Source organism: Rhodococcus sp. IC4_135 (assembly GCF_011602025.1).
GTDB classification, from domain to species: Bacteria; Actinomycetota; Actinomycetes; order Mycobacteriales; family Mycobacteriaceae; genus Rhodococcus_F; species Rhodococcus_F baikonurensis.
On record NZ_JAAOLG010000032.1, the window covers coordinates 1 to 21,051 of the forward strand.

The following is a 21,051-nucleotide window of genomic DNA, read 5'->3' on the forward strand; positions in this document are numbered from 1 at the left end:
TTGGTTTCGCAGCTACTGAAAGCCTCGAATTCGATGACAGTCCCCAGCGTCGTTCAAGAGGGGCCGATGACGGAGACGACCTCCGAGGCTCACCTTTTGCGGCCGCGGAGGTCGTCCGCCACTACCGTGTGTGCGCGCCCAGGTGCAGCGACAAGACGCCCGCAAGCAAGCGGCTGCGCGATTTGGAACCGACTACCTTCACTTGCTCGTCAAGCCAGTCGCGTTGAGCGGTGGTGAAGCGGAACCATGTCTCGACAGGTCCCCTGACCGCGAACGGCTCTTGATGGACTGGAATCCCTGAGGACGATCTGCCCGCTACTGGTTGGAAGAGGCCTCGCAGTCGCTCGATACCTACTGCGTCGAAGGCTTCGATGGCGACGTCGGCGTGGTCGCATCTCCGTTCAGCCGCCCGACTCACCAAGGCGTCGCGAGTGGCACGATCCAGGTAGGCGGTGACAGTCACCTTCGAGGTATCGGCAGGCGGCAGATACTCGTCTTCCAAAATCTGGGTTGACGGCGCTCCGGCGGCAGTGGGTGCAGGTTCGACCACAACAGGAGGCGCCTGCGGTGGCGCGACTGGAGCGGTGACAGCTTCGGGTTCCATCGGCTGCACCCGCACTGGAGATTCAGGCGCCGAGACGGCGGGTTGAGGGGCGTCGGTGACTCGTTTGGGAGCCGCCGGGTGAGGAGCGGTGGAGTCGATCTCGGGTTGAGCCGTGTCCGGTGTCTGTGGGCTCATGGCGCGGCGAGGCTGCAGACCGCCGGCCGGGGGCAAGAGACCAGCGAGTCCCTCTGCTCGGTTGTGCTTCGGGGCGAAAGACCTGGCAATGCTCTTGCGGTTGCGGACCTTATCTTCACTCATGCCGAAGCCCTCTCAGCGGTGATGGTCGACATCCGTACGAGGATCTCGCGGGTGAGGTTTGAGTAGTCCTCGGCCAGGCCAGAGGCGTTTCGCGAGAGCATCAGATCCTTCGGTTTCGTGCCTTTCCTCAGCGCTGCGATCCGTGATGCGGTTTCCCCGGCCGATCGCTCCTCGAGCTCATGCACCAGTAGTCCCTGGCGTCGCGCGTCGAAGGCGGTGGTCTCCATCGTGCGGATCCGAGATTCGAAAGTCGGGGCCGAATCGCCGATCATCTCCTCCACTGCTTCCCTAATCGTTGCGTCAAGTTTGGTTGCGCGTGAGCTGACGCCGAAGAGGCAGATCCCGCCGAGTTGGAGCTGGGGGTTCACGGCAGGAAGGTTTCGTTCCGGATCTCCGTCTCGTGCTGCCGAGAACTGGCCGGCGATCGTTTCCATGCCGTCGAGGCTGGCATCATCTGCGCGGATTGGAATGACCACAGCGTGGACTACTTCCATCACTGCTTCGATGATCGTGAGATCCGTCGGAGGGGTATCGAAGATAATGACGTCGTAATCTGCGGCCACTTGAAGCAACATGGCCAGCAAGAGCTGCCCTAATCGTTTGCCTCCCTGTCGTTGCTGCCTGGACACCATGACTGCGGCAAGGTCGAACATCGCCGGGCCACCTGGAACGATGTCGAGATTCTCGCGGCCACCGACGTTTTGGATGATCGGCGGCGCCGACCCGCTCAAGAGGGCTGAGAACAAGGGCACACCGTCCTCCTTCACGAATCCGAGGTCGCGGCACAAGTTGGCCTGGGGGTCGAAGTCAAGCAGGAGAACCCGGTAGCCGCCGGCAGCGAGTAGGCCTCCGGTGTTCGCGCAGAGTGAGGTCTTGCCCACTCCCCCTTTGCCGTTGAAGAATCCGAAGCAGGCAGGCAGTTGCTGATGAGTGGGTGTCGTTGGAACGGCATCTACAGACATGGTGGTTCTCCCAATGGACGTTGGTTTGTGACGAGTGGTCTGTAAGAAAAGTTAGCAGGGGTCCTGGACAACTCGCGGTATGCCACGCGTGCGGAGCCGTATGTGTTCAGGCATGTAGTTCAGCATGCGGATCGGCGTGATGTACTGCAGAGCGACCTCCGGTACGGACCGCAGATAAACACGCTGGTAGGAGCGCATGACCATCAACGTGATTGTATGCGTGAAGTTATGCGTGAAGGTACGCGTATACACACGCGTGAAGTAACGCGGAATGAATGGCGGGTAAGTAAACGTGATCGTCTGCGTGCGATCCCGTGTGAGGTAACACGGAGAACCACACGGGATGCTCTGCGTGTGAAACCGCAGGATGACGTGCGGAGCGTACAGCGGTTTGATACGCGGGTATGTCTCCGTGAAGTATCACGTGACTTCTCGCAGGATGAAGAGCGTGCACGAGGACGGGCAGTCGTGCGGGGTGCAGCTTCGGGTTCCTGTACGGAATTGCGTGCGGACCGGCCTCCTGTGTCACAAGCGGAATCAGTTGGCGATTGACGTGCGGGTCGGCCTGCGTGCAGGTGTGTGTGACCACGTGCGTGTTCAGGATTCCAGGCCCCGGCTTTTAACTTGCGTGATGCAACATGGATAGCAGTGCGTGAACGTGTGCGTGAAATAGCTGTTTAGCTGTATTGATGGGGAGTCCTGCGTGGATCGCCTATGGCCCCACGCAGTGCACGCTGCGACCTAATTCGATGCCCGAGGCCGGCGACGGTGCTCACATCTGCGGCCCGGGCGATGTCATCAGCCCGGCGTAATCCGTCGAGTTCGACGGCGAGATCGACCAGAGTGTCTTCGAGGATGTCCTCTGCAGCCGCATAGAGGCTCCACAGTTGTTTGAGCTCCCATGCGCGGATTAGGGGGTTCGAGAAGTAGAGCCCGTCAACGATCTTCTGTACCCGGGCTACCTGGGCATTAGTGCGTTCATGTGCCTGCGACCAGATCGAGAAGTGGGAACTCGCCGAGCAAGTGAGCACTGTCGTGTCTAGTTCGTGAGCAACTGTCGACCAGGATGTGGTCGTTTCGAGGCCTCTGCGCGCATGTCTGGCGGCCTCGCCGAATGCACGTTGACACACTGTGGCGTAGGTGGCGGCCGAGCGTCGTGCCTGGCTCAGTTCGCGCAGCTCAGACAAGGTGGTGAAACTTTGACGTCCGCGAGTGAATTCGGTCGCGGCTAAAAGGGCGTCGCTACTTGTCCATTGAAAACGTGACTGTCTGTACTGGTCACGGTGCCAGCGAAGATCGTCGATCCATGCGAAGTTGAGCTTGAGGCCCATCTCACTGTTGGGAACGGTCATAGAACAATGATGACACCACACCGGTGGTGTGTCATCAGTAGTTCTAGTTGCGTCCCAATCGGCGGTAAATGCTCTGGTGGTTCGAAATTAGGAGCCAATAACAAGCGGGTGTTACTCATCGCGGAATAGCATGGACGTCGGTTTGGAACGCGCTCAAGTGGGCATCAAGACCGTCCCAATACCGTCCCGGTTGACGTTGCATCCAGCAGCAAGTAGGGGACACTCTGAAATTGGGACGATACTGGGATGACATCGGTAGGTCTGCGAAGTGACTTTGAGTTTGTGAGGGCAGTACGCATAAGGCAATACAGTGCTCGTGCCTTGGTCGTAGCGGAATGATCCGATACGTTTCTCTAACGGCGACGACGGCGACTTGGGTGGAGGATTCGCGGGTCTTGGGTGGCTCGTCTTACCGCACCCGAGTTGTCCAGGGAGGGTTGTATAACTCTCAGCAGGTTCATTTTGGGTTTGAGCGAGCGCATCTCGTTCCCTGTTCAGTATCGGAGATTGACGTGACCAGCATGCACAACCAGGGCCCGACTGAGTCGACTGGCGGGCACCGGCCGCTCGCCGGCACCTTTCGCTCGGCAGCAGCCCGATCTCTCGAGGGCATCGCTACGGCGTACATCGAGGGTGATAACGACGAAGTTCAACACCAACTGGAAGCACCCGCGCAGGCTGAGCGCCCTGCCAAGTTGGAAGCTCCTGAAAGTCAACAAGATCGGGAGCCAATCGACCGTTCCTCCGATCTGGAGGGGGGAGGGAAGTCCTCCAGTGTTCGGGTCCCGGCCAGGTGCTATGCGAAGCTCGAGGAATTGCGTGCGAGCACGGGGATGACGAACGGTCAGATCTTCATCGTCGCGATCGAAGCGACTCATGATCGGCTTTCGGAACTGCTCTATCCGGGCGGGCGAATCGGTGGCGGGTTGTTCGCGGCCCGAGGTATCCGCGCTAAAACGTCACGTGACGATAATGAGACGCAGGTGACTTACCGACTATTCCACGCCGACTTCGATGTTATCGATCACCTCGTCGCGGAACTTGGCGCGAAATCCCGCTCGCACCTGATCGCCGCGGCGCTGACCGGATACTTCTTCAAAGACGACGAACTCGGAACGTGACGCGGGGGAGTGGACGCGGGAGAGCCTTCAGCGTTTCCTCTTCGCTCGCACCCAAAGGGCAAGAACAAGCACGGGAGAGAGAGCGACAGGAACCGCAAGTACCCAATGATAGGCCGTCCCTGTCTCAACCTTGCTGTTGATCAACGTCAGTAGCAGGGCTGCGACGAACCACAGGAACGCGACGTGGCGCCAGCGTAATCGCCGCAAGAACAGGGTCAGGCCTGCAGGCATTTTCAGTCTCGATATTCGGTTTGGCATAGCTGACTCAATTCAGTTGGACATCGACCATGCGCCGTCGGTCACCTGCTGAGAAGTAGGCGAGCGCGTCGAAGCACGCTGCCGCCGCTTCCGCCATTTGGACGGCGCTTTCGCGTGCTCGTACAGGAACACCCCACAGATTGCAGGTCTGTTCCGTGGTGGGCATATGGGTGGGTGGGATCCCCAGTGCGCCGGCTGTCAGTTGCCGGATATCGGAGTTCTGATGCCACGTCGGAGAAAGACCCAGTTCTACGAACAGACGTCTGAGGAGCCGGGTGTGCGCATCCGGGTGGAACCCCCCGGCGATCTGACCTTCGATGTTGCGTGCCAGTGCCGCGAGTTTGGGGACTGCTGCAGCGTCGTCTGCCAGTGCGTCTTCGCCCGCCAGGATGATCTCCCACGATCGACCGCTACTTGTATCAATCGCTGCAATTTCCCGCACCCACTGGTCGCCAGTGCTCGTCGCCGCCGTATGGAGATGGACGACGAACAAGTTGCGGCCGCTGTCATCGAACGGCGAAGGGGGAGCCATGGGGGGAGGCTATCTGCAGTCATGGACTACCCGCCGCGCTGAACGCCCTCAGCATGAAATGGAGGTCAACGGGCACATCGGGTTTGGGTCCGCCCAATTCATCCCCCGGTTGATCATGTTCTCAGCTGGCACGTCGGACCCGCACGCTCCATAATCGGGCAGGATGGGGCTTATGTACAGCGAAGCGCAACGACAAGGCGGTAGCAAAATAGATTTCTGTGACCGTGACCCGCTGCAAAGGTGGCTGACCCAGGCGACGCGAGAGAGCGTCACCGACAGTTTTCGTCGCAAGGTCGCGGACAGAGCGCACGATCTTGGTGCGGGCGCCGATAAGTCAGTCCTCATACACCGCCTTGCTGAATGGCAGGTCGATATCAAGTCGGGAGGTCGGCCCGTGGGACTCTATGTCCCAAGGCTCGTGCTCGAACGAGAAATCACCGCTGTCGACCCAAGATTCAAGCGGCTTTATCGCGATGACCGGAGCAGTTCCGGCCGAGCCCGATTCGATGAGGCCGGCCAACGGCTTCGAGCTGATCCGTCGCTTACGAATGACTGGCTCGCGCTGACGGCGTCATTTGGGAAGACGTTCGCCGACCACGTGAAGGAGAGGTATAGCGCTGCGCGGATCCGCTTGTTCCGCGGCGTTCGTGGCGATGCCGGCGAGCTTGCAGGCATGGCGCACGATCGCCGTTTGAGCTGGGCTCGCGAAAATCTCCTCCACGGAACTGCGGAGAACTGGAGCCCTCTTCCTGGGGTTGCCGAAGGAGCTCTCAACGGGACACCTGGGATCGTCATCGGAGCTGAATTCGACACCGCCGCAGTCGTCTGCACTCACGAACTTGGAGCCGAAACGAATGTCAGACCTTGGCGGGTCGAATCCGGCCAAGTCATTACGACCTTCCGCTACACCAGCATCGACGTCTACGTTCGATAGTCGCGCAAGCACTGCGGACGATCCACCGCTGGCCAGTGTCCGCGTGAACGAATCCCACGAAACAGCTGTAGACAAACGAAAAGGGTCCCACCGGTAAACGGTGGGACCCTTCTCTGGCCATGCGGATCTTTTGCAGAATGTCAGGCGGTCACTTTTGCGATGGCGTCGCGGAAGTGGTTCGTCAGATCTTGGAGGGCGGTCGTGCCGGCGGAGTCGATGACCATTTCGCCGTAGCTCTGATGAGCTCCGGAACCGATGAACGAAGCGAACTTCAGTCCTTCGGTCCCTATCTGTGCCAGTGCATCGGCGCCGTCAGAACCTGCCAGTGCGGTGAGGTTCGAGGCGAGACCACCAAGGTCTCCGGCCTGGGACTGCTGCGTGAGCTGCTGGCTGGTCGCCGACGATGTGGACGCAGCTCCCAGTTTGGCCGGATCAGTCTTCTGTCCACCCCCGAGCGTGCCGACCGCGATCTTCGCGAAGTCGAGGATGTGGGGGAGTGCACCCAGACCGGCTCCGATGACATCGCCGGTTTCGATCGCATGCCAGAGCTGCTTCTGCAGTTCGCCGGCGGAGTTGGCCAATCCTATGATGTCGAGGTTGCCGACGAGTCCAACGATCATCGACACGATCTGAGCGGTACCGGACGGATCGGGGATCATCGCGATGAGCGATGCTGCGGTTTTGTAGTCCAGCCCGGCAGCGAGCTTGACGAGTGGTTCGAAGAGAACATTGATGCGGTCGAACTCGGCGTGCACGGCCTTGACCTTCGCCATGGGATCGAGTGCGGGGTCGAGAACGATCTGCGGGATACGAGTGACGAAGATGTCCGCGACAGCAGGGATGTTGTTGGCCAATGCGAAGGCATTCGTCCCGATGTGGGTGACCTGATCGATCAGGACGCTTGGCTTGATGATCGAGAGCGCGTTCGCGGCAATGGAGAGTCCATCCGCCGGGGTAGCAGTCAGAGGTGAGACCTGATTGGTGAGAGTGTCGACGGAGGCCTGCAGCTGCGGTACCTGCGCCGCGCCTGTGGCTCCCTGGACTGTCTTCGCGATCGTGTCGGCGGCCTTCAATGCGCCGGCTACATCGATGCCCTTGACCGTCTCGACGATCTTGCCGGCCGCGAACTCAGGCGTGGATGCGTCCGCTGTCTGGAGTGACTGCTCGACAGCGGGATTTTGTGTCACCCACTTGGTCGTATCGGCAACAGGGACCAGAGTGTTCGCAATGTCGGATGCCGCTTGGCCCACGCTGGCAAGGTCGGGGGAGCCAGATTGGAGCTGCTTCTGCAGTGTGTCGACGTTGCCGGCAAGGCCCGGGAGGTCGACCTTCGAGTAGTCCGAAACCAAGGCGTTCTGTAGCGCCGCGGTGTTGGGCTGAGAACCGTCACTCTGCTGTGGACCGGATGCAGTAGGAGGTTGGGAAAGCACTCGGCCGAGCCCGGCGAGTAGCCCGTCCTTGTTGCTGCTCGTCGAGCAGTAGAGGTCGTCAGGTGCGCAGTACGACCGCGTTACCGCCGCGGTCTTTCCGAATCCGCCTGGCCGAGCCCCCGCAATACCAACTCCGTCGACAGGTGGACCAACGAGAGTGTTGTCGCCGTTCGGACTCTGTCGGGGATCGGCAACCAGGCCGACTGCGATCAGCTTCTCCGCGGGAATCGGCCCCTTGTCGTGACCGATCAACCACGTCAGATCGCCCGCGACATCGGCACCCTGGCTGTAGCCGCCGAGAGCGAAGACAGTGTTGGCGCACTGCGCTGCACGTGTCTGCATAACTTTCGCGGCGGCCTCTATTCCGGTGGCCTTACTCGTTCCGTAGGTCTTGCCCTTGTTGAACGCTGATGCTTCGTATGCGGGGTAGGTGACTTTGATGGAGCTTCCGAACTGCTGAACAAGTGGGTCCGTTACTTGCTTGAGAAGACCAGTCGCGACTGAAGGATCAGCAGCCGAATCTGTCTCGAAGGTTCCGGTCAGCATGACCACCTCTGCGGTGGGGCATCCTTCAGAACCAGGTGCCGCGTGAGCGGTCCCGGGCGTCGAAATCATGAGCAGAGTTGACGCTACGGCTGCTGTGAGGAGGGCTGCCGATCCGGTCGAGAATGCGCGTCGGTAGCCGGCGGATGTGGAATCGGTAGTCGTCATGACAGGTCTCTTTTCGTGAGCGATTACAGCGAGGGAACGGTGGAAAGCCCGCCGCTCGAATGTGCGGTCAAGGTGTTCGGGAGAAGGTCGACCACGGTGAAGGCAGCGCGGTGAGCGAGTGACATCGCTTGTCCAAAAAATTCGGGATGAGTCGCGAAAGGAATACGTAACGCAGCGTCGAAACTCCGTGCATTCTCGAGCAATAGGGACGATTCGTTCAGAACGAAACCAGCGATCAGGAAGCACGCCACCAAAGAAAGTGTGTCGAGGGTTCGAGTCATCACAGAACCTGTTCGATCGGTCGAGCGCTGCGCGATGCACGGGCGAAGCGCGCATGATCGGTCGCCTGATTCGAAGTTCCCATGCTCTTCCGGATCTTCGACACCGCTCGATAGAGCCTCTGACGAAGTGCGGCCGATGTCATGCCGAGCTCAGTTGCAATCGATGTCAGATCGGTGTCTGTCTGGTCGAGATATGCACGTTGAATGAGATCTCGGTCGGTGCCGCTGATGACTCCGTTTCGCACCGACCATGCGAGCAAATCCTGGGCGAGAAATGGGCTCTCGGTCTCGGCCTCAGGAGCATCTGAACGATCCATCAGATCGGATGCGGGGATTTCGCCGGCGAAGGTGTTTTCGTGTGCGATCTTCTTCAAAGTCCGCAAGAAGAGTGCTGCATAAATGTTCTCTCCGGACGGGCGATAGTCGGCGATCAATGACATGAAGGTTGCGATGGTTGTGGCGGCGCGCTCGTCGTAGGCGTGGTAGGAATCGAAGCCCGTCACTCGTGCGTGACGGGTCAACGAGATGAGCTTTCCGAGCATCAGCTGCAACAGCGCGCGGCCGGCAAGAACGCTGCCTTCCTGGTGGAGGGTCAGCAGTGCCAGCAGTACGGCGTCGCGATCGAGGCGATGGGCGCCAGCCAAGTCGTTGAGTTCTTGCACCTGCTTCAGGGCCGACTGATTGACCGACCATGTGAGCACCTCTGCCGCTGCTGAGGGTCGTGCGCACAGCTGCATCCATTCGGTGTTCAGGCGGCTGTAGAGGTCGCCTCGAGTCGCGTCGTGGGACGGCAGGGCGGACGACGAATGGCTGGGTGCGGTTGCTGCGTGGGTGGACATTTCCACGGGTCTCCTCTGTGCGCGTGCGAGGTTGGTCTCGCGCCCAGTAGAGCAGCCCTATATTGCCTCTGACCTGCATGTTTGTTGTTGCCGGAGGTGTGTTTGTTGTTGCCGGAGATGTTGTTGCCGCGTGCTTTGCCGTGAGTGGATGCGCATGTATCGAGGGCGCCGACGTGCACGTTTGAACCTCTGGCAACAAGCACCTGGCCGCCCTCGGAAAAAACTTTGAAAAAAGTTTGGCGAGCTCTGTCACTCAGGTCTTCGCGCCCGGATCTTCCTACAAGTAGAAGCCCACAAATTCGGTGCGGTTTTCACACTCGCCAGTCGCCAGGAGGACCGGATGCACGACTCGATGCAAGCGCTACTGCACGATCTCGGCTACGCCCATGCCATTGCTGAGGAGATCCGTCGAGTCGCCGCGGCTCTCACACGAAACCCATTCGACGAAGAAGCCAGCGCGGCGCTCTCGTTGTTGGTATTCGCAGAGGCGCCCGCCGCTCGTGCAGCGCTTACGCGGGCAATGAGCGCCGACATCTCGGACGGCGAATCAGACCACGACTCGTCCGAGCAGCCGACCGAGGCAGGTATCCGATGAACATCGATTGGAAGAAGATCAACAACTTCGGGCGTACTCCGAAAGGGAAACAGGAAGGCTCCGACGTCGCCGATTCCGCCGAGACGATCGTCGATGAAGTAGAGGAGCGTGTCCGCGCAGAGCGAGTCCAGTGGGGCCTTCGACAGCAGTGGACTACACGCGCAATTCGCGGTGCGATCATCGCCGCTCTCGTCGCAGGAATCGCCTCACTGCTGCTCGTCGTATTCGGATCGTCGTCAACTCCGGCAGTCGTCAAAGCAACTGACAACGAAGCACAAAGCATTGACACCGCAGCACAAGCCCAAGCCGAAGACGTAGCCCGTCAACTGGTCGTGACGTGGCTTCAAGGCAGCCGAGGAAACGAGCGTGAGATCGAACGGTTCGTTGCCACGCCACCGAACCTCCCGGCATCTGCGCTCTACGTTGCGACGGACCCCGCCATCGCATCAATTGCCTTCGATCGCGACGCACGAACTTACGCCGTGACGGTATCGGTCTCCGTACGCCCCGCCGACGATGCCTCCGCAACAATCGTTCGGCGCTACTTCCAAGTTCCTGTTGTAGTGACCGAATCCGGTGCACGTGCCGCGACACTTCCTTCCGAAGTTGCGCAGCCGTCGACAGCCGTGGACGTCCAACTCGGATATAAGTTCCGCGTCGCGAACCACCCGATCGGAACGTCGGCCAACCAGTTCCTCGCCGCACTTCTGACAGGCAACGGCGAGGTTGCTCGCTACCTGACGCCGGGGGTCTCCATCGCACCGATCGTCCCGGCGCCATACCGCAGCATCGCACTCACCGATGTGCTCTCCTCGGTCGATCTCAGTGCCTCGAACTCGGCAGCACCACGTTCAGATGGCGACGTTGTGCGCTTGTTGATCACTGCATCTTTGAAGATCACCGACGCCGAATCCGTCAACGGTCAGTACGCGCTGACGATGACTTCCCGCGGCGGTCGCTGGGAAGTCAGCGCCATCGACTCAACGCCGCTCTTTGCCGCGACTGCTCCTCGCAGCGGAGTCAATTCGGCGACCACGAGCGCCCCGATCCCGTCGACTCCGAAGAACGCTCCGTCTACTTCCGCATCGACATCCGTAGCGCCGACTCAGGCTCCCGCACCAAGCCAACCATCCGGATCGTCGCTTCCAGCTGTCGGCGAAGTCCCACTGTTTTCCCCTTCAGGAAATTGACCCCTCGAACCGAAAGGTGACCCATCATGTCCATCGCACTCGCCGCCGCTGACCCCAACACCGCGGTCCTAGCCGCCGGTGTCTTCGACAAGATCGCAGAGCTGACCAGCAATGGAAAGCTTGCCCTCCAGTCCGCCGCTGGCTGCCTGGTCCTGTTCTTCCTTCTCCGGAACCTGATCCAGTCCTTCACGATCGCCCGGCTGGTCGTGACCTCCCTCATCTGCGCCGCAGCGCTCTGGGTGGTTTTCAACATGGACTCCCTCAAAGACCGAACTGGAGAGGACCTGGCCATCTCGGTCGTGCAGGTCGTAGAAGCACCGGACCCGAGTCTGGATCTGCCGGTGTAAACGGCGACCGCGCGCCCACTCGAATCGCCCTTCACCGACCCTGACAAGGAGGACTGCAGATGTCCGAGGTAACCACCGCGGCAACGGACGCGACCACACAAGCACACCGACAGAACTCCTCACGCGAGTCGGTGCCCGCATGAACGACGACAACAACGTCGAAGTCATCAAAGACTTCACAACAGCTCGGAAAATCCCTCAGCTGATCGGCCGCACACCCGACGGTAAGAAGCTCCCTTTCGGCCCCTACACAGTCCCTCAAGCAGTCAGTGGCGCCGCTGTCGGAGCAATCCTGTGGCTCCTGCATCCGCTATGGCTCGGCGACAACATCACGTGGAACGTCGGATTTTTCGTCGCATGCTGCGGCGGCACGGTGTTCGTCGTCGGCAAGCTCCGACTGGCCGGCCGCAGCCCAGCATCTGTCGCTCAAGGGGTCAACAAGGCAGTCTTCGCACCGCCTGAGGCCAAGCTCAAGATCAACGGCAAACGCGTGAATATCCGAGCACCGCACCTTGTTCACGACGGCGGCTATATCACTGCCGATCCGCGCATCGCAGACCAGGCAAATCCTCTCGCTACCGCTGTGGAACAGGAATCCCCTTCTGAATCTGTACCAGCCGCACACAACGCTGCCGGCACTCAGTCGCGACCTCAGGAACTGCCCGCCCTCTCACCAAACGACCCCGCCCCGCGCCCCGGCCGATCAAGCGTCAAGGAACTCCTTGCGCTGGCCAACGCCGGAAACCCCGAGTAGAAAGCGATCGCCGCAATGGAACAGCCAACTCTGTCGATGGCAGCAAATATCCGGTGGACGAAATCCGGTGTCGTGTGGGCCGACTACGTACTGAGCGGAATGGACTACGGCTACCGACCCAACGTCGACAAGCGCACCGCCCGGACTCTGCACACGATGCTCGTGCGCGCACTGCCCGGCGAATCGATGTTGATGGGCATCGCCTCATCGCTGAGCGCCGAAGCGGTCGTGGCGAGGATGACCGAAGGCGTTGATCTCGACGTCCACACAGACTGGGCGATCGAATGCGAAGCAACCCTCGACTCCATCGAGCTCTATCGCCCCGGCCAACGAGTGTTCTATCTGAGCATCCCTCTGACAACGACAGGACTCGCAGGACAGGCAAAAGCCGCCACGCACGCGGCATGGTCGTCGCTGTCGGACTTCATCGGACTCCCTCGAACCTCCGTCCCCGAAGACGAGGTCCGGGCGCGTATCCGTCAGGCGGATCTCATCGTCGCCGATATCCCCGCAGTCTTCGAAGCTCGGCCGGCAACACCAGCACAGATGGTCTGGCTCTGGCAGCACTCCATGACCCGCGGCCTCCATGTCGATCGAGACATGCCTGGAGCCGCGTCCACACCTTCCCCGAAATCGGGAGCGGCGCTCGCCCCAGCACGACTCGACGAAGGCGCGCAGTCAGATCGCGATGCGCCCACGACTTGGTGGCGTCCGAAGGTCCCCACATTCAGTCGAGTCCTCAAGATCGATCAGCCCTACGACATCGACGACCGACCAGCGTCGTACCAAGTAATTCTTGCGCTAGCGGGTATGCCCTCCGGCGGCGTCCTCTTTCCCGGCTCGGAATTCTTTTCCCTGGCTGACGACTTCGGAGACATCGACGTCGATTTCGTTGCTCGACTCAAGGTGACGGCAGGCGCTGACGTGATGCGAGCGAACAAGCGAGCGCTGGAAAACCTCAAAGAACAGTACGAGCAGCGGGAAGGCGAGCTTGCAGGTGGACAGGGCGCCCTCGATATCGCAGCCTCTGCACTGACCGAGTACAGCTCGCTTCTCGAAACCAACCGTGACGAGGTCGAAGTCGCCTGGACAGCGCTTTTCGCCGTAGGCGCGCCCACCGAAGAGCAGGCCCTCGCTGAAGCCCAAACAGTGAAGAAGTCCTTTGAACATCAGGACTACAAGCTGGTCGCGCCGCTCGGATTTCAAGAGGACCTGTGGTGGGCGATGATTCCCGGCGTTCCGACGTCGAAGATCGTGCGCGAATTCGGGCACATCACCACCTCGACACATTTCGCGGCCTACATGCCGTTCACTCGCAACGATCTGGGCGACAGTTCCGGACCCCTGCTCGCACTGAACATCACGGCAGCCCGGATCGGTGCGGTGTTCAACGACATACTCGGTAAATCCCTCCGCGACCAGTCCTCTTCGTGGGCTGTCACCGGGGAGCTCGGATCCGGAAAGTCCGTCACCATGAAGGTGATCGCCGGCCACGTCGTCGACTGCGGCGGCCAGGTCATCGGCATCGATCAAAGTGACCTCGGCGAATACGCCAACTGGGCTCGGGCGGTCACCGATGCGGTCATCGTCGATTTGGTCGAACCCGATTACAGCACCGACCCATTGCGGATCTTCCCGCCCAGCATCGCGGCGGAGATGACGCAATCGGTGATGCTGGCGTTGCTGCGAATCCAGCCGACATCAACACACGGCAAGGCGTTGGCCAAGGTGCTCGAACCGTCCTATCGCGCGAAGCACCCCTACGCAGGGCTGGGCGAGCTCACCGAGCACCTCCTCTCCGCCGACTGCCTGATCGCCGGTGCACACGACCTCGGCGAAGAGATGAACGTCTACGCCCGGTTGACCTATGCTGCAGCGCTCTTCGCGAAAGACCTTCCGGCATTGCCGATCACCGCACCCGCGATCATCTTCCGCACCCACCGCGTGGAGCTCCCCACCCAGCTGCAGACAGAGAAGCAGCACCTGTACGACAATCTGCCGCTCGAAAAGCGATTCGGTCACGCCGTCTACACACTCATCGCGAAGATCGCCCGCGGTCAGTGCTTCGCCGACGCTGATCAAATGGCGCTGTTCCTCGTCGACGAAGCTCATCACCTTCTCAACGCCGACGACGGTATCGACATCGTCGAAGATTTCGTACTTCAAGGCCGAAAGTCCTCTGCAGCAGTGGGATTAGGTGATCAGGACTGCGCGTTCGGGACACCGAAACTTCGCGGCCTCATCAAAACCCGATTTGTTCATCGCCACACCGACGAAGGCCTCGCCAAGCGCGCGATCGAGTGGCTGGGCCTGGACCCAGAGAACCAAGACCTGGTCAAAGAGCTCACGGAGCAGACAGCGCCGGTCACGGGGAAAGACGGCTACGTCGAGCCGCACCGTCGAGGCGAGGGCTACATGCGAGACGGCAGCGGAAACGTCGGCCGCATCAAAACTCTTCTCCCCGCCACCGAATCGCGCCGTGAAGCCGCGCTGACCACCCCGAAAGACAACAAGAAGCTGGTGAAGGCATGACCTCGACCGCGGCGCACCCCCTCGACCAGGACGCTGTCGAGGGCCGTCCCGAAGCCCGCGAGTACTTCAGCGTCCGCGCCGCGGTCACACACTCACTGCGTTGGCTCCTGCACTCCGCCAGCCGGATCGCCCAAGCGTGGATTCCCGAATCCTGGTTGGTCGTCATCATGTACGTGAGCAAACCGATCTCTCGCTGGCTGTGGTCACGCTGGTGGAGTCGCCTGCTCATTCGGGTGGTCGCGGGATGGCACGCTCTTGGTGCACTTTTGCTGATTTTCGCTACGCCCGCGGCTGCGGATCCCAGCGGAGGAGGAGGTGCATCACCGTTCTTTGCATGGATGGCGCTCAAGGACACGCACGGAATCGACGCCTGGAGCTACTTCCTCTCGATCGACAAGGGCAACGCCTCAATGGGCGGCACCTGGAGAATGATCTGGGCGTACATCATCACCCTCGAATACGAGGTCTTCCGATTCATGATGGCGACGGCGATCTGGTTCATCACTTACGCGTTGTCCTTCGACTGGATCGAAATGATTCTCACGCCGGTCCGCACCATCGCAGACTCCGTCACTTCGATCACCGACCAATTCGCGCTCACCCCACTGATGTTGACAATCGCCGGATTCAGCGTGGCCGTGTGGTTCGTACGCGGGCGCTTCTCCACTGGCATCTACGAACTGCTCATGTCGTGTGTCATCGCGGCCGCGGCCGTCGGATTTCTCGCCAACCCGCTCGACCGGGTCGTCGGTAACGACGGTCTGGTTTTCGCTGCACGCGATGCCGGACTCGAAGTCGCGTCGGGACTGGCCAACGGTGGGAACACCAGCGGCAACGCCGATCAACAGATCGACACCATCAAATCGACCCTCGTAGATACCTTCCTGCGCCAACCCACCCAGCTGATCAACTTCGGTGTCGTCCTCGATGCGCCGGACAACAACGGCAAGTGCGTCAAGGAATTCGACGAGGCTTACGCCGCAACCCCGGACGGGCCAGGGGTCATGGACAAGGTGCAAGAGAAGGTCGGTGACATTCTTCCCGGCGCGGGGGCAGCGCTGGACCTGATCAACCCGGACGACAAGCCCGAAGACCGCATCAAAGACGCGATCGCGGCCTGCGACGGCGATGACGGGCCGATGAAGCAATACGCCGACAACCCTGGCCCTGGTCAAGCGATGGGCCTGCTCTTCTTGATCTTCGCCGGCACCCTGCTGATGGCCTTCGCGATCTACCTGGCGGGCAGGCTGGTACTCGCGGCCGGGGTGTCGATCGGCAACGCCATCAAATCCATCCCTGGCATCGTCGTCGCCATCGCACCGTCGATGCGTGGGCAGTTTTGGCGCACGATCGCCAACGTCGCGATGGCGCTGCTGCAGATGATGTTTTCCATCGTCTTCCTGGTCGGATACGTGCTCGTCGTCCAAGACCTTTTCGCTTCAGACGAATCGAATCTCATCCGCACCGTCTTCTTCGTCGACATCTTCCTGATCGTCGCACTCCTCCTCTTCCGTCGCGCGATCAAGGGTCTGCAACGGATGTCGGACAGTCTGGCGTCGATTCTGGCGAAGCGCCCCGATGCCGCACCGACATCCATCACCCGATCTACCCCGACGTCAGGCCGCGATCTGGCGTTGATGGCTGCACAAGGACAGCAGATCTACCGGGGCGGCAAGGCCGCGGTCCAGGGTGCCAGCAAGCTCGCCAAGAAAGCATCCACGTCGGGCAAGGCTGCAGCCACCGCGGGCAAGACCGCTGGGGCAACGGCTGGCAAAGCGACGGTCGGAGCAACATCTACTGCGGCAACGGCAGGCGTCGCTGCGGCAGTATGGGCGGGGACGAAGGCAGTCTCCGCAACAGCGAAGAAGACCAAGAAGACGATCGACAAGGTCTCCGATCCTGACACGATCACCGCCTCACGGTCCTCCAGTTCGCCGAGCCGAGGAACTGGTGCGAATGCCGCGGCCGCCGCGGTTCGCAGTCGACTTTCGAAGTCGGCTGTCGCGGACAAGGCAGGCATCAAGAGGTCGATTGGCACGGCACTGTCGGGGTTTGCTCCGGAGCGCGGACAAGTTCGCAGTTCAGCATCGAAGACCGTTGCACCAGACGGTCGGGCTTTCCGCGAATTCATCACCGATTCCGGTGCGCCGCTGTTGTTGCCTACTACTCCTACCCGTGCTCCGAAGGCGCCGAAGCCAGCCGCCGCGCCGGCACGTCCGCCAGCTGCTCCAGTTGTTCCCGCCGTCAACATTCCCACCGGATCCAGCTCCAGAACTGCCGGACTGATGGCGGCGGCAGCTCAAGCAGGAGCAGGTAACGCGAGGACCCCGCAGCCGAGCTCGCTGACCCGGCGGCCGCGCTGATGACGCTCCTCGCCGCACCACCGTCCCCCGATTCGGAAAGTTCGTCGAAGAAGTGGTGGTGGATCCTCATCTCCGTGCCGATCGTGTGCATGGTCGTGTTGATGGCGCCGATTCTCGTCATCTTGTCCCTCACCGGTGAGGACTCCACCTGCGGACAGCCGACCGGTACCGACATTCGTGCAGACGGATCCTTGGTAGGTCTGAAACCCGGATCTCTGGCAGTGCCGATGGCCGAAGGTACGTACACGATCAGCTCGCCGTTCGGCATGCGAGAAGGCGGAATGCATGACGGACAGGATTACGCCGCCCCATTGGATACCCCCTTCTACGCCGCAGGCGACGGCGAAGTCGTCGTCGCCGGACCGGCCTCGGGCTACGGACACTGGATCCGCATCCGACACACCATCGATGGGCAGACCGTCGAATCTCTCTACGGACACATGACCGCAGCAGGAGTGCTCGTCAAAGCCGGCGACAAGGTCACCGCAGGCCAACTCATCGGCAAAGTCGGCAGCGAAGGACAGTCCAGCGGCCCGCACCTGCACTTCGGTATCTACCCAGGACAATGGTCGATGGGCGGCGGAGTGGACCCGGTTCCCTGGCTCAAGCAACGAGGAACCGCCTCCCCGGCAGCAGCCTCCGTCCCAGCTCAGCCCGACGCAGAGTTGGTGGCGAAATCCACCCCCGCCGGCACGGGCGGTCTCAACGCCAGCCAAACAGCGCTGGCGAAACAGGCTGTAGCCATAGGTGAGTCCATGGCCGTTCCTGATCAAGGAATCGTGGTTGCCCTGGCCACCATGAGCCAGGAATCGACCTATCGAATGCTCGCCAGCTCCAACGTGCCCGAGTCGCTGCAGTATCCCCACGACGGCGTCGGAAGCGATCACCTCTCGGTCAATCAATACCAACAGCAAGTCGGCATCTGGGGTACCGCGGAAGAGTTGATGAACCCCGTCACGGCGAACGTCAAATTCTTTGACGCGTTGCTCAAAGTTTCGGGCTGGCAAACTATGCCAGTCACCGTCGCCGCCCAAACCGTGCAGGGATCGGCCCACCCTGAGGCATACGCCGACGACGAAACGCTCGCTCGGCAACTAGCTTCGCAGTTCAAAGGTTCAGGCAAAGACCTGACGCCGCAGGAGCTGGCAGACATCGTCAAGGGCGGCGGCGCAACAACGATCATCGATGGTGGCGCTTGCGCGCCTGGAACCTCGAACCCCGGTGGACCCCAGTTCAAGCCCGGGGGGCCATTCGCAGAGAACGTGATCGCTGCGGCCTCCCAATGGATCGGAACAACGTACGCGTGGGGAGGCGGAGATCAGAACGGCCCAACGAAAGGCATCAGTGATGGCGGCGGGGCAGGAGATGCGAACGGCGATTCGAACAAGGTCGGCTTCGACTGCTCAGGCTTGACGTTGTACGCGGTTTACCAAGCATCCGGTGGCCAAATTTTGCTCCCTCACTTCACCGGAAGTCACTCCAACCCCGGCCAGCTGTATGACTCCCGAGGCCAAGACATTCCGTTCGACCAGAAGCGTCCAGGTGACCTGATCTACTTCGGCGCAGGCGGCGACACCCATCACGTCGGCATTTTCTACGGCACCGAAAACGGACAGGACATGTTGCTCAACGCCCCGGAATCGGGGAAAAGCGTCTCGATCATGCCGCTCTCCGGCTGGGCCGGCGAAGAGATGTACGTCAAACGATTCGGATAGGAACCCTTCACCATGATTACTCGCAAACGCTCGATTGCTCTTGCTGCTCTCACATCTGCCGCGTTGGTACTGACAGCGTGCGGGGGAAGCGACGAACCCGAAGATCATCCGGTGGAAACGAGCGCCGAGGCCGACAGCTCGTGGACGGTGCCCCCACTCCCATCGACAGACGTCTTCGCTGAAAGTAGCCAGTCCGGTTCGGCGTCGACGACAGTTCCATCGCCGTCGACCGCTCCTTCAGCACTGACCACCGCTCCGCCTCCAGTGCTCCCCGACACACTGGCCGGAGCCAACGAGAACGACGCGCAGTCGGTCATGCTCGCCGCCGCTCGTACCCTGCTCTCCTACGCGCCAGGAAAGGACGTAAACCAATCCGCGGCAGCGCAACGGGCGGCGCCGCTCCTCGACGAGAGGTACTACGCCGCGAACGCCGACTCATTCATTGCGCTCGCACCCATCACCGGCAAGCAATGGCAGAACTGGGCAGACGACCATGCGATCGTCATTGCCACAGCGAGTATCGCCGGCGACGAACACCCTGCTGATCAACCCGAAAAAGTTTCCCGCGTTCTAGCAGTGACGCAGACTGCCACCGGACCGGATGGAAAAGAACTGAGCAAAAACACTTTCGCCGTCTACATGAGTGCCATCAAACTCGGTGTCTGGCGTGTGAGCGCCGTAGCCGTCCGATGAGCCAGGAGTGGTCCACTCATCTGCCACAGCACAAGCCTGCGCCGTGGCAGATGAGTGGACCACGCGAGAAATTCGGTCCCGATTCGGAGTCGAAACATGTCAACGAGGCTCGTCCGGTGTTATTGCCACAGTCCCGGCGAGGTGTGTTCACGTCAATCGCGGACCCAACATCCACTTTTGCAGGAACCTGGCGTTGAGCAGCAAGAACGACCGCTTGGCAACAACGCGCATCGATCGAATTCGGATCACTGACACCCCCTTTATGAATCGCCAATCCTGGTTGGCCTCCAAAAAGGTCGACGCGCTGGACCGAGAAGGTTGGCGGCTTCATTCACTGCGTCGCTCGTGTGATCGGACTCGGTCAGTAGAGCGGTCGATGTCGGACCGTTGCGCCCTCGTCCACTGGAGACCGCAGCGACTTCGGAAACTGTGGGAACTCCCCGCACTCCGCCCGGCTTCATGACAACGACGACGTTGACGACCTCGTGAATGAACTTTTCGATGTCCTCGATTCCGTCGGCACGCACACGAGTGGTCTCTGTGACTGGTAGTGCCGCGAAGTTCGCGGCCATTCGCGATAAGGCCTCGTCGGCAGTCTGCCCCTGAATCGTCGCCAGCGCCCCGCACACATTTTCGGAGACGAACCGAGTGAAGAAATGCCCATCACCAGGCTCGATGATCTCGTCCACGACCAGGTACTCGAGTTGTTGCCGACTCAGCGAGAACTCCCAATCCAGTGATGGAGTGAGACCTGAGGGAACTTCGGCAACGACCGCATTGTTCAAGTGAGGAACGAGCTCGTCGAGTCCTTTCCAGTCCCCGCGCGCCACGATGCCGACTCGTGCATCCTCCCGGATACCTCTGACCAAGGCGTTCAACAGGGCGTTGCGCCCGCTGCCGATCGGTCCGGCGATGACGACAACTCTGCCCACGGCAACGCAGCGTTTCAGAAATGCTGCGGTGCCATCGCTGAGCACGCCGTCCTCGATCATTCGAGACAGGGTCCACGAGGACAGACTTGGGACTGAGGCTTCGATCTTCTTCACTGCAGCGAGCGCCGATGCGTAAGTCCCGCCGTGCAGTATCTGGTGTTCTCGGGCAGCTTTCTTACGAGCCGAATTCGAGACCATGAGTGTGCTCCGATCACTGGGCGCGTTGACGGGTGCCCCGCATGTACCCATCAAGGGGTCAGTGTCGAAAAGCATCCGCGGATCCGGAGGACCTTCCCCAACTTTGTGCCGAAACGACGATGCGGGCGCCTGCTCGAACATGGGTGGGAGTCACGCGAAACGACTCGACACCGAACATATCGCAGACACCGGACAGGGACAGGCTCGCGACGTTGATTCCCCCATAGGAGGGGCGTGGGTGGCGATCGGGAGAAGACACTTCTGCGGTTGTCTGCCTGGGTGCGACGAGGAGACAAGGGCCGGTTCGGGCCCTCGTTTCCAAGGCCGCAACCAGCTGAACAGCGCGAATTAGATCTAGTTGCCGGGGAGAGAATTTATCCCCTACGCGGGGGGTCGCTCCGATCCATGCTCACTTCGTTGCGCTGTTCGGAGCGTAACCCACGTGTCAAG

17 protein-coding genes are annotated in these 21,051 nt (G+C 60.8%); 10 read left to right on the forward strand and 7 right to left on the reverse strand.

Translation table 11 applies throughout. The features are described from left to right. Nucleotides 1-121: 121 nt before the first annotated feature. From G8767_RS30145 to G8767_RS30155, 3 genes are all read right to left on the reverse strand, one after another. Entirely contained in the window at nt 122-862 is a 741-nt protein-coding gene (locus G8767_RS30145; RefSeq protein WP_166813532.1) for a hypothetical protein, read from the reverse strand. Then, entirely contained in the window at nt 859-1,824 is a 966-nt protein-coding gene (locus G8767_RS30150) for a ParA family protein (RefSeq protein WP_003942441.1), read from the reverse strand. Before G8767_RS30150 ends, G8767_RS30145 begins: the two co-directional genes overlap by 4 nt. A gap of 677 nt (nt 1,825-2,501) precedes the next feature. Beyond that, nucleotides 2,502-3,176, reverse strand: coding sequence for a hypothetical protein (locus tag G8767_RS30155; protein ID WP_166813534.1), 675 nt, complete (start codon nt 3,174-3,176; stop codon nt 2,502-2,504). A 377-nt stretch (nt 3,177-3,553) separates the two neighbouring features. On the opposite strand from G8767_RS30155, the gene G8767_RS30160 reads away from it, so the two are divergent. Beyond that, entirely contained in the window at nt 3,554-4,297 is a 744-nt protein-coding gene (locus tag G8767_RS30160; protein WP_346843051.1) for a hypothetical protein, read from the forward strand. Nucleotides 4,298-4,562: 265 nt separating this feature from the next. On the opposite strand, the gene G8767_RS36020 is transcribed toward G8767_RS30160, so the two are convergent. Further along, nucleotides 4,563-5,087: a hypothetical protein gene (locus G8767_RS36020; RefSeq protein WP_070161016.1), complete on the reverse strand. Its 525-nt coding sequence runs from the start codon at nt 5,085-5,087 to the stop codon at nt 4,563-4,565. Between the two features lie 172 nt (nt 5,088-5,259). Here G8767_RS36020 and G8767_RS30170 point away from each other — a divergent pair, with 172 nt between their 5' ends. Beyond that, a complete protein-coding gene (locus G8767_RS30170) occupies nt 5,260-6,021 on the forward strand; it encodes a hypothetical protein (RefSeq protein WP_166813536.1) in 762 nt (253 codons plus the stop codon). A 140-nt stretch (nt 6,022-6,161) separates the two neighbouring features. On the opposite strand, the gene G8767_RS30175 is transcribed toward G8767_RS30170, so the two are convergent. Next, complete coding sequence (locus G8767_RS30175; RefSeq protein WP_166813538.1) at nt 6,162-8,162, reverse strand: cutinase family protein; 2,001 nt, start codon at nt 8,160-8,162, stop codon at nt 6,162-6,164. 280 nt (nt 8,163-8,442) lie between these two features. Next, on the reverse strand, nt 8,443-9,282 hold the full coding sequence (locus tag G8767_RS30185) for a sigma-70 family RNA polymerase sigma factor (RefSeq protein WP_176741996.1): 840 nt from the start codon (nt 9,280-9,282) through the stop codon (nt 8,443-8,445). 340 nt (nt 9,283-9,622) lie between these two features. Here G8767_RS30185 and G8767_RS30190 point away from each other — a divergent pair, with 340 nt between their 5' ends. The 8 genes from G8767_RS30190 to G8767_RS30225 all read left to right on the forward strand — a co-directional run bounded on the left by G8767_RS30190 (nt 9,623) and on the right by G8767_RS30225 (nt 19,471). Further along, entirely contained in the window at nt 9,623-9,877 is a 255-nt protein-coding gene (locus G8767_RS30190) for a hypothetical protein (protein WP_070161006.1), read from the forward strand. Continuing rightward, entirely contained in the window at nt 9,874-11,067 is a 1,194-nt protein-coding gene (locus G8767_RS30195; RefSeq protein ID WP_166813540.1) for a conjugal transfer protein, read from the forward strand. The genes G8767_RS30190 and G8767_RS30195 overlap by 4 nt, the downstream gene beginning before the upstream one ends. 26 nt (nt 11,068-11,093) lie before the next feature. Beyond that, the gene (locus G8767_RS30200) at nt 11,094-11,414 is read left to right on the forward strand and encodes a hypothetical protein (RefSeq protein ID WP_070161002.1); all 321 of its coding nucleotides are present in this window, start codon (nt 11,094-11,096) and stop codon (nt 11,412-11,414) included. A gap of 139 nt (nt 11,415-11,553) precedes the next feature. Then, nucleotides 11,554-12,168, forward strand: a complete 615-nt coding sequence (locus tag G8767_RS30205; RefSeq protein WP_166813542.1) for a hypothetical protein — start codon at nt 11,554-11,556, stop codon at nt 12,166-12,168. 36 nt (nt 12,169-12,204) lie between these two features. Then, nucleotides 12,205-14,700, forward strand: a complete 2,496-nt coding sequence (locus tag G8767_RS30210) for an ATP-binding protein (protein WP_240952909.1) — start codon at nt 12,205-12,207, stop codon at nt 14,698-14,700. After that, nucleotides 14,697-17,063 (forward strand): hypothetical protein, encoded by a 2,367-nt coding sequence (locus tag G8767_RS30215; protein WP_166813546.1) that lies wholly within the window; start codon nt 14,697-14,699, stop codon nt 17,061-17,063. Before G8767_RS30210 ends, G8767_RS30215 begins: the two co-directional genes overlap by 4 nt. Then, entirely contained in the window at nt 17,063-18,778 is a 1,716-nt protein-coding gene (locus tag G8767_RS30220; protein WP_070160994.1) for a peptidoglycan DD-metalloendopeptidase family protein, read from the forward strand. The genes G8767_RS30215 and G8767_RS30220 overlap by 1 nt, the downstream gene beginning before the upstream one ends. A 12-nt stretch (nt 18,779-18,790) precedes the next feature. Further along, nucleotides 18,791-19,471 carry a hypothetical protein gene (locus G8767_RS30225; protein WP_070160992.1) on the forward strand — a complete coding sequence of 227 codons (681 nt, stop codon included), beginning with the start codon at nt 18,791-18,793 and terminating at the stop codon, nt 19,469-19,471. Between the two features lie 260 nt (nt 19,472-19,731). On the opposite strand, the gene G8767_RS30230 is transcribed toward G8767_RS30225, so the two are convergent. Further along, nucleotides 19,732-20,601, reverse strand: a complete 870-nt coding sequence (locus G8767_RS30230) for a hypothetical protein (RefSeq protein WP_166813548.1) — start codon at nt 20,599-20,601, stop codon at nt 19,732-19,734. Nucleotides 20,602-21,051: the final 450 nt, after the last annotated feature.

Excerpts from the sequence above, each read along its gene's own strand:
- G8767_RS30220 (WP_070160994.1), top strand. The coding sequence starts at position 17,063 with ATGACGCTCCTCGCCGCACCACCGTCCCCCGATTCGGAAAGTTCGTCG.
- G8767_RS30205 (WP_166813542.1), top strand. The coding sequence starts at position 11,554 with ATGAACGACGACAACAACGTCGAAGTCATCAAAGACTTCACAACAGCT.
- G8767_RS30175 (WP_166813538.1), bottom strand. The coding sequence starts at position 8,162 with ATGACGACTACCGATTCCACATCCGCCGGCTACCGACGCGCATTCTCG.
- G8767_RS30185 (WP_176741996.1), bottom strand. The coding sequence starts at position 9,282 with ATGTCCACCCACGCAGCAACCGCACCCAGCCATTCGTCGTCCGCCCTG.
- G8767_RS30150 (WP_003942441.1), bottom strand. The coding sequence starts at position 1,824 with ATGTCTGTAGATGCCGTTCCAACGACACCCACTCATCAGCAACTGCCT.
- G8767_RS30155 (WP_166813534.1), bottom strand. The coding sequence starts at position 3,176 with ATGACCGTTCCCAACAGTGAGATGGGCCTCAAGCTCAACTTCGCATGG.
- G8767_RS30195 (WP_166813540.1), top strand. The coding sequence starts at position 9,874 with ATGAACATCGATTGGAAGAAGATCAACAACTTCGGGCGTACTCCGAAA.
- G8767_RS30145 (WP_166813532.1), bottom strand. The coding sequence starts at position 862 with ATGAGTGAAGATAAGGTCCGCAACCGCAAGAGCATTGCCAGGTCTTTC.
- G8767_RS30200 (WP_070161002.1), top strand. The coding sequence starts at position 11,094 with ATGTCCATCGCACTCGCCGCCGCTGACCCCAACACCGCGGTCCTAGCC.
- G8767_RS30230 (WP_166813548.1), bottom strand. The coding sequence starts at position 20,601 with ATGGTCTCGAATTCGGCTCGTAAGAAAGCTGCCCGAGAACACCAGATA.
- G8767_RS30210 (WP_240952909.1), top strand. The coding sequence starts at position 12,205 with ATGGCAGCAAATATCCGGTGGACGAAATCCGGTGTCGTGTGGGCCGAC.
- G8767_RS30190 (WP_070161006.1), top strand. The coding sequence starts at position 9,623 with ATGCACGACTCGATGCAAGCGCTACTGCACGATCTCGGCTACGCCCAT.
- G8767_RS36020 (WP_070161016.1), bottom strand. The coding sequence starts at position 5,087 with ATGGCTCCCCCTTCGCCGTTCGATGACAGCGGCCGCAACTTGTTCGTC.
- G8767_RS30225 (WP_070160992.1), top strand. The coding sequence starts at position 18,791 with ATGATTACTCGCAAACGCTCGATTGCTCTTGCTGCTCTCACATCTGCC.
- G8767_RS30215 (WP_166813546.1), top strand. The coding sequence starts at position 14,697 with ATGACCTCGACCGCGGCGCACCCCCTCGACCAGGACGCTGTCGAGGGC.
- G8767_RS30170 (WP_166813536.1), top strand. The coding sequence starts at position 5,260 with ATGTACAGCGAAGCGCAACGACAAGGCGGTAGCAAAATAGATTTCTGT.